Origin of the sequence: Virgibacillus sp. 7505, from assembly GCF_002272135.1 — a bacterium.
Taxonomy (GTDB): Bacteria; Bacillota; Bacilli; order Bacillales; family Amphibacillaceae; genus Terribacillus.
Genome location: NZ_NPBF01000295.1, coordinates 1 through 239, shown reverse-complemented (window position 1 = coordinate 239; position 239 = coordinate 1). Strand labels below are relative to the sequence as shown.

The window sequence follows — 239 nt, the reverse complement described above, 5'->3', positions numbered from 1 at the left end:
CCTAAACTCCATGGCCCAGCACGGAATCCACTCGATCTAGACTATTCGCCAGGTGGGTCTAGCGGTGGGGCTGCAGCGGCTGTCGCTAGCGGCATTGTTCCTTTGGCGGGAGCGAGCGACGGAGGAGGATCGATTCGCATCCCTGCTTCGTTTACCGGGCTTGTAGGCTTAAAGCCGACACGTGGCCGTACGCCAGTTGGGCCAGGTGTCGGCAGACAATGGCAAGGAGCGGCGATCGA

Annotated in this window: 1 protein-coding gene; it reads left to right on the top strand. The window is 61.1% G+C overall.

Translation table 11 applies throughout. The features are described from left to right. The coding region (locus CHH91_RS19030; protein WP_286160860.1) for an amidase family protein at window positions 1–239 on the top strand (239 nt) is incomplete at both ends.